General features: G+C 72.6%; 5 protein-coding genes and 1 pseudogene. 4 read left to right on the top strand and 2 right to left on the bottom strand.

The annotated features are described in order from the left end of the window. Window positions 1-1,231 precede the first annotated feature (1,231 nt). A complete protein-coding gene (locus tag HUV60_RS33025) occupies window positions 1,232-2,254 on the bottom strand; it encodes a hypothetical protein (RefSeq protein ID WP_269441300.1) in 1,023 nt (340 codons plus the stop codon). A 174-nt stretch (window positions 2,255-2,428) separates the two neighbouring features. After that, a complete protein-coding gene (locus HUV60_RS33020; protein WP_269441299.1) occupies window positions 2,429-2,686 on the bottom strand; it encodes a hypothetical protein in 258 nt (85 codons plus the stop codon). A gap of 242 nt (window positions 2,687-2,928) precedes the next feature. On the opposite strand from HUV60_RS33020, the gene HUV60_RS33015 reads away from it, so the two are divergent. The 4 genes and pseudogenes from HUV60_RS33015 to HUV60_RS33000 form a co-directional block, all read left to right on the top strand. Continuing rightward, window positions 2,929-3,087 (top strand): hypothetical protein, encoded by a 159-nt coding sequence (locus HUV60_RS33015; protein ID WP_269441298.1) that lies wholly within the window; start codon window positions 2,929-2,931, stop codon window positions 3,085-3,087. Continuing rightward, complete coding sequence (locus tag HUV60_RS33010) at window positions 3,084-4,142, top strand: hypothetical protein (RefSeq protein WP_269441297.1); 1,059 nt, start codon at window positions 3,084-3,086, stop codon at window positions 4,140-4,142. The genes HUV60_RS33015 and HUV60_RS33010 overlap by 4 nt, the downstream gene beginning before the upstream one ends. A gap of 154 nt (window positions 4,143-4,296) precedes the next feature. Then, window positions 4,297-6,096, top strand: a complete 1,800-nt coding sequence (locus tag HUV60_RS33005; RefSeq protein ID WP_269441296.1) for a hypothetical protein — start codon at window positions 4,297-4,299, stop codon at window positions 6,094-6,096. A 72-nt stretch (window positions 6,097-6,168) separates the two neighbouring features. Then, a pseudogene (locus HUV60_RS33000) lies at window positions 6,169-7,437 on the top strand (hypothetical protein); the annotation flags it as partial.

Here is a 7,437-nt window from a genome sequence, read left to right as displayed (position 1 = left end):
GGGTATCCATGCGCTGCCGCGCATGGAAATGCGCTCCGCGCTGCGCGCTCCGTAACGGAGGACAAGCCTCCGCTTCGCTGCGTCTTGCAAGATCGCTGCGCGATCTTGACCGGGACCCGCAAGCGGGCCCCGGCGAGCTGCGCCTCCCCCAGGTAGCTATCTATTCCCTAGGGGGGCGGAAATTGTGCTTCACACCTACCTGGGGAAAACCGCCGTTTCCGCAGATCAGAGGGTGTGAAGCGCCTGTGCATGATGGGAAGAGGGCCTGTGGGTAACCCGCTCCGCCGCTTGTGGACTGCCGGACGTTTTCCCTGGTCAGAGGGTGTGAAGCACCCCGGAAATCGCGCTTCACACCCTCTGCTTCACACCTCTGCCGGGGTGCAACCGCGGAATCGCTGTGCGCCTCTCTCCCGGCTTCCCAGGTGGCCCCTGGGCCCTCAGCCCGGATGTTGCGCGATCGAGCGCGAGAGGGGCGCGCAGCCGTTTCGCTGTGGATCTAGGTGGGGTTCGGTCGGGTGCGGCCGGGTGGTGGCGGGAGGAGCGGTCGGCGGCGCGGTCGGGCAGGCGCGGGTACGGCCGGGGGCGGCTTGGGTGCTGTGGCCTGCGGTGGAGTTTCGTTCGGACGGAAATTGGGATCTGGGGCGGGTCGTCGGGTTTCGTCCGAACGGAATGTGCGCTGGCGCTCGGCTGCCAGCTTGGCCAGTTCTATGACAACGGCTCGGCGTAGGCGCTCGGCTTCCCAGGCGCGGCGGCGGCACTGGGCGGAGCAGTACTTTGGCGGGCGGCCGGTCTTGGCGGCTTGGATGGGCTTGCCGCACGGCTGGTGCTGGCAGAGCCGGGGGCGGTCCGTGTCCATGACCGCTGACCGTACGCCGGGTGCGGGCAGTGTCACCCGTGCGGCCTACGGTGATCACTTGATCACTGGAGGTGCGCGTGTGGCGTGACGATGACCGGGCCTTAGCTGTCGTGGTGGCACTGCTGCTGCTGATCGGCTGGGTGCTGCTGGCCCGCGAGTGGTGGGGCGTGTGGTGGTCGGTGGGTGTGTCTATGGGGCCAGTGGTGGCGGGCTGGGGCGCGCCGTATGCCGCGCGTTGGTGGGTGCTGCGTCGGCACGCACGGGCGGTGGAGCGGTGGAGTCGGCCCGTGGTGCCAGAGGGCCGGCGGGGTGGTCGGCGGGTACGCCGAGGCGCCCCGGCACGCGTGGGCGTGGGGGCGCCTCGGCGGGGGTGGATCAGATGGCAGGCTCAGCGATCGGGTGGGCCTCAGCGACTTCGAGGCTGATCCCGGCGGTGTGGCGCCGCTTGCAGTCGGCGCAGTAGGCCACGGAGAGCGGCGCCTTGATGGGGAGTCCGCAGTCTGCGCAGTCGTGCACGACCGGGGTGGGGTCGTACGTCTCTTTGGCTGGGGCCACGTAGCCGGACAGCGGCGCGCGCTGGCTGAGGCGCCACTTGATCAGGCCGTATGCGCTGGTGTGCACCTTCAGGTGCGTGTCCGCCGGATCAACGAGCGCCTCAATGATGGCCGCGGCCGGGTAGCCGACGTGCAGGCGGGGGATTACCAGCAGCTCGGCGGCGCGGGTGCGCTCACGCGTGGTCAGATCCTGGGTGAGGAGCGGGACCTGGGCGAGGACGTCGAGCGCCTGGACGCGCAGCGCGCGGTACTCCTGCGCCGTGTAGGTCTCGGCGCTGGATCCGGTCTGCACCTTGCCGTCGAGGAACGTCCAGCGCAGTCCGCCCCGGCCGCCGGTTTCGGGCACCAGCTCGCCGCGCAGCAGCGGGCCGGACTGCGGATGGGCGTTGTGCGGGCGGCGGCCGGTGAGGGCGGCAAGGTGGGTGCGCACGGTCCGGCCGGTGACGCCGAGCGCGGCGGCCAGTTCGTGTTCGGGCATGACCACCGACCACTGATCCGGCCCGGCCGCCGTCGCCAGCACGAGCAGGATCCGCCCGCAGGTCTTGCAGGACAGAGCTGCGTCTGTGGCCCACACCAGAGGCGTGTCCGGCCGGGCGGGCGGGGGCGGTGTGGCGCTGGACTGCGCGATGGGGGTGCGCCGGTCGGCGGCGACCCATCCGCATTCCACCAGGTAGCTGATGTGGGTGAGGACGGCCCGGCGGCTGACGCCGGAGGCGGCGGCAAGGGCGGCGCCGGTGACCGGCTGGCCGAGCGCGCGGTGCTGGGTGAGAACGGCGTGGATCTTGGTGCAGGTGCCGCATGCTGCGGGCGGAGTGCTCGCGTGGGTGGTGCTCCGCGTAGGCAATTTGTGGCCTTTCTGACCTGCTGCGGGTGCGGAACCGGTCTCCCGGCCCGTACACTCGCAGCGAATTCATTGCGGAGCCCTCCGGGTCCCGACGCGCCAACGTCGGGTACAGATCCTCGGGGGGCTTCCGTGTTTTCTGGGGCGGTGCAGTCGTGGCTGTGCGTGACGGTGAGCCTACGCCCCCGTCTCTCCTCGTTGGCCTTCTTGCCGGTCAGGTAGCCACTTGTAGTAGGTGCTGGGACTGATCCGGCTGAGCTGTTGTGCCCGGGAGCGCTGGGCGCCGAGCCGGTCCGCCTCGAGGGCTGCCGCTTGGATCTGCGGGATCAGCGCTTTCGCCTGTCGTAGCAGTTCAGCGCGCTGTGCGCCGAGATCGGCCAGTCTCTGGAGCGCTTCTGCCTGCGCCCTCTCGGGGATGTCCATGCAGGTGAGCATAACGCACCACTTCCCTGAGAAGTAAGTTGGTACTCAGGGAAGTAGTGCGCTAGTGTCGTTCTTGCAAGGCCCCGGCCGACACGGCGGGGAGCAGGCCACATCTGTGGCTTGAGCAGGCAGAAGGCACCCGGCAACGGGCAGCGCCACTGCCCCCACGAACCGAAAACGGCCCCGGCCGGTGTTGGTAGCACCGAGCCGAGGCCTGAGACCAGCCGACCTATCTGGACTAGGAGGGCGATCCTGTGATGGATCGTATCGGCGTGCTGCGGCACGCGATCATGCAGGCCGAGGACCCGGACCGCGCGGCGCGGGAGGCCATGGAGCGCGCGGCGGAAGCGGCGCGGGCGGCCGAGGCCGCTCGGCAGGCGGCCGAGGCGCTGCGGAACGGCGGTGCCCGATGAAGGCGGCGCGCACCCGGCCGGTGACCGTGGCCGGGCGTACCCGCGAGGTGCCGGCTGAGGCGCCCAGGCTCCCGACCGACTGGCGGTCCGTTGCTCAGACGGCGGCCCTGGTGGTCGCCGGGCTGATCACGGTGGCGACCGTGGTCTACAGCACCATGTCCATCGCTCAGATGCTCGGCGGCTGGTGGGGCTACGTCGGCGGCGCCGTGTTCGACGCGGCCTGGCTGGTGGCGCTGCTGCTGGCGGTGGTGCACCGGCACGACCCCGACCACCGCAAGGCGGCGGACCGGACCGGCTGGCTGCTGCTGGCGGTGTCCATGGCGGTACTGATCGTGCACGGCATCCGCGTGGGTGACTGGGGTCTGGCGGTGGGCGGTCCGGCCGTCTCGCTGGTGGCCAAGGTGCTGTGGCACACGGTGCTCAGCTCGATGTCCCGGCCGCTGTCGGCGGACGCTGCGGCGTGGCTGGCGGCCGAGCGTGACGAGGCGTACGCCGAACTGGCTATTGCGGACACTGCACAACAGGTACTGCGCTCCCGAGGCAGGGCAGCGCAGGTAAGGGCGGCGCTGGAAGCCAAGTACGGCGAGCTGGAGGCCCCGCAGACGCGGAACGAGATCCACGTCGAGCGGGCGGCCGAGTCGGAGCCCGAGCACTCCCGCGCGGCCGAGCTGCGTCAGCGCGCCATCGTGGACCAGATGCGAGCGCGTGCCTCACTGGAAGCGGCGGCGGATGCCGGAATCCCGGCGGCGGAGATCCTCTCCGTGTCCGGCCGGACGCAGCCGGAGACTCCGGCGGAAACGCCTCTGACCAGTGCGGAGATGGGCGGAGATCTCCGCCCGGAGGCTGGCCGGACCCCGGCCGAGGCGCTGTCCCTGCGCAGCACGGTCCACCGCCTGCACGCCCTCGGCGTGACGCAAGCGGACACGGTGGAGCGGCACGCGGCGGCGGTGCTGGGCAAGGAAGTCAGCCGGGACAGCGTGGAGCGCTACCTGCGGGAGGCCCGGCAGGCGGCGGAGACGGACGCCAAGGGTCCGGGGACCGGTCTCTACAACTGACCAGCGCTCAAAGGCGGGTGACGCTGTCACCGCCGCCCCCTACGCTCACTTGATCACCCCAGGTGATCGACCCGTGACGACCGCCCGGCGGGACGAACCCCCGCCGGGCGGTCTCCCTCCCACAGATGACGTCCCGTCAGGAGGTAGGCACAGCATGACGAACCCCAACCCCCCTACACAATCGGGTCTGGCCACCACGGAGCCGGAGCCGGAGCCGGTGCAGGCTGCCGAGCCCGCCGCGCCGCCCGTGCCGGAAGTACCCGCCGAGCCCGCCGCGCCGTCCGCAGAGTCCGAGGTGAGCACTCTCGGCGGACTGCCCGTCGTCCCGGCGGTGACCGTGGGCACCACGGGCACGATCGCGGTCGTGTCGGCGACCGGTCTTGCCGCTGGTGGACCGGCGGCGCTGCTGGCGGCCGGGGCGCTGGCCTTAGTGCCCGTGGTCGCAGCCGTGGCCCGTGCGACGCCCGCCGGCACCCTGCGCCGGGGCCCGGCGCGCACGCCCGGTGCCCAGCGTTCCGGCGGTGTCCCGCCGCAGCGTGCCGCCGCGCGTTCGCTCGGGTCCTTCGGCTCCACCGGTGCCCGGCGCGGCGCAGGGTCCGGCACCGGCGGCGGTGCTGTCCGGCGGGCGGCGGGCACCGGCGGCGCGCTGCGGCAGAAGGCGGCGGCGGTGCGGCAGGTCCGCCGTGCCAGCGCCGCCGAGGCGGTACGCAAGGGACGCACCACCACGGCGGCGGACACCACCCGCGCGCGCCGCCAGCTGGCCGACGCACGGCGCACCGAGCGTCAGCAGCAGCGCCGTTCACCGGCGCCCGGCTCCGGCGCCCGGCAGGGAGCCGCCGGGGGCCTGGGACGGCTGTCCAAGGGCACCGCGCCCAAGAGCGGCGGGACGCGCCCCCAGACGGGCCGTGGCGGCACTCAGGGCGGCTCTGCGGGCCGTGGCGGCGCGGCCGGACGGCTGTGGCGGGCCGGACGCGGCGCGGCGGCGCAGACGCTCGCCCGCGCCCGCCGCAGCACCGGCGGGACCGGCGGGACCGGCACCGCCCCCAAGGGCAAGACCGCCCCCAAGGGCAAGACCGCCCCCAAGGGCAAGACCGCCCCCAAGGGCAAGACCGCCCCCAAGTCCCAGAGTGAGCCCCGCGGATTCCTCGCCACCCGCCGCGCCACCTACCGCGCCGCCCGGGACCGGCTCCGGGCCCAGTGGCGCGCGCAGAAGCGCGGCCGGATCGAGGAGCGGGCACGCACTCACGCCCGCCGCATCGCGCTGCGCCGCTCAGCCGCCCGCTTCCACTGGCGCCGCGCCCTGGCGGCGCTCGCCGCGACGCCGCTCGGCGTGCTCGCGCTGGCCTTGTGGCCGCTGGCGAAGCTGCTGCGTATCCAGCCGCCCCGCTGGGGCCGGACGGTGTGGCGCAAGCTTTGCCGGGCCGCGCAGGAGGAGCGCCTGGCGCGGGACATCGCCGCGTACCAGGACCACGACCAGGCCGAGGCCGACCGGGCGCGCTGGCAGCACCAGGCACAAACACCCCCCGGTATCGACCGGGCCCGTCCCGGCGACGCGCCGGTACCCACCACACAGGAGGCAGCAGTGAGCGACATGAGCAACGGCACCGGATTCGACTTCCGCGAGGCGGCGGGTCAGATGCTGGAGCAGGCACAGAAGGCGGAGCCCGGCGGCATGATGCAGGTTCTCGCCCAGGTGGAGACCCTGCCCGAGGCGCTGGGCGCCATCGCGGAGACGTTCGCCTCCGTCGCGGCCGTCATGTCCCCGGAGAACATGCCGCTTCACCCGGAGGTCAACGAGGCGTTGGGCGACCTGCACAAGCAGCTGCTGCTGTGCGTGGACGCGGCCGAGGCCGTGGGCGAGACCTTCCAGGCCTGCCACGAGGCGGACATCGCCCGGCACACCGACGGGCGCACGGCCGAGGAGATGTGGGACGTCACGCGTCAGGAGGACTGACCCACCACCACCTAGGCGGGCGCGCTGCGAGGCGCGCCCGCCCCCGCCGGCCCCACCACCGAGGAGGACCCCATGCCCCGCCAGACCGCAGCCGACCCCCGCACCCACTTCGCTCTTGACTGGGCCGCCCGGCACGGGCCCGTGTCCGGCCCCCTGGCCATGGCCACCACGTCCATGGCCGTGGCCAGCACTGGCGCTCTGGCCGGTATGCCGTCCGGCTGGCCGCTCGCGGTCGGCGTGGTCGGCGCCGCCGCGCACGGCATCGGCGCGGGCCTGCGTAAGCGGCTCAGCCGCCCGAGCCTGGCCACCCGCGCCGCCGGATGGCTGCTGTCCTCCGGCTGGACGTCCGCCGTCGTCGCCACCGACCCCACCACCTGGACCGGCAAAGACGCCTGGACCGCCCTTGCCACCCTCGCCGCGATCACCATCGGCATCGGCGGCGCCGCGTACGCCTCCGAGGTGCACGAGGAAGCCGCCGACGACGCCCGCCGCGCCCTGGAGGCGGCCATGGCCGAGGCGGAAGTCAGCCGCGCCGACTGGCAGGTGATCGACGCGTGGATGACGCTCATCAAGCAAGTGACCAGGATCGACGTGCAGTTCGCCGGGTACGCCCCCCGCGCCAACGGCTCCGGGTTCGCGCTGGAGATCAGCCTTCCCATCGGCATCACCTCCGACCGCATCGCCGCCTACGCCCAGGCGCTCGCGGAATCCGCGCGCCTGCCGACCGGCTGTCTGGTCAGGATCGAGCGGGCGGGCAAGCAGGGCCACGTGATCGCGGACATCGACACCCGCGACACCAGCAGCCTGACCGTGACCTACCCGGTGCACGAGGTAGGCCAGCCGCTCACGGTCAACGGGCCGTTGCCGTTCGTCGTGGACCGCTCCGGCGACCCCATCAGCCTGATGATGCGCGAAGCCTGCATGTTGGTCATCGGACCGCCCGGAAGCGCCAAATCGACGCTCCTGGACGGCATCGTGAGCACGCTCTCCCGCTGCCCGGACGTGCTGGTGTGGGCCATGGACCGTGGCAAGGCCTGCGCCGACTTCAAGCACTGGAACCGCCCGTGGCTGGAGGCCACCGGCAAGGTGCGGCCCGCGCCCGGCCAGCCCCGCCCGCCGAAGGACACGGCGCCCGTCGTGGACTGGATGGCGTCCACGCTGGCCGAGGCAGAGATCATGCTCGACGCCATGCTCGCCATCGGCGACAAGCGCCTCCAGTACGCGGACAACACCAAGCTCATGACGATGTCCAGCAGTACGCCGATGATCTTCGGGATCATCGACGAGGGCGCCGAAATGCTCGCCTACCAGGGCAACGACCCGCTGCAGAACCGCGTCCGC

Source organism: Streptomyces sp. KMM 9044 (assembly GCF_024701375.2).
Lineage (GTDB): Bacteria > Actinomycetota > Actinomycetes > Streptomycetales > Streptomycetaceae > Streptomyces.
The sequence above is the reverse complement of the archived record's forward strand: the minus strand, read 5'-3'. Positions and strand labels throughout refer to the sequence as shown.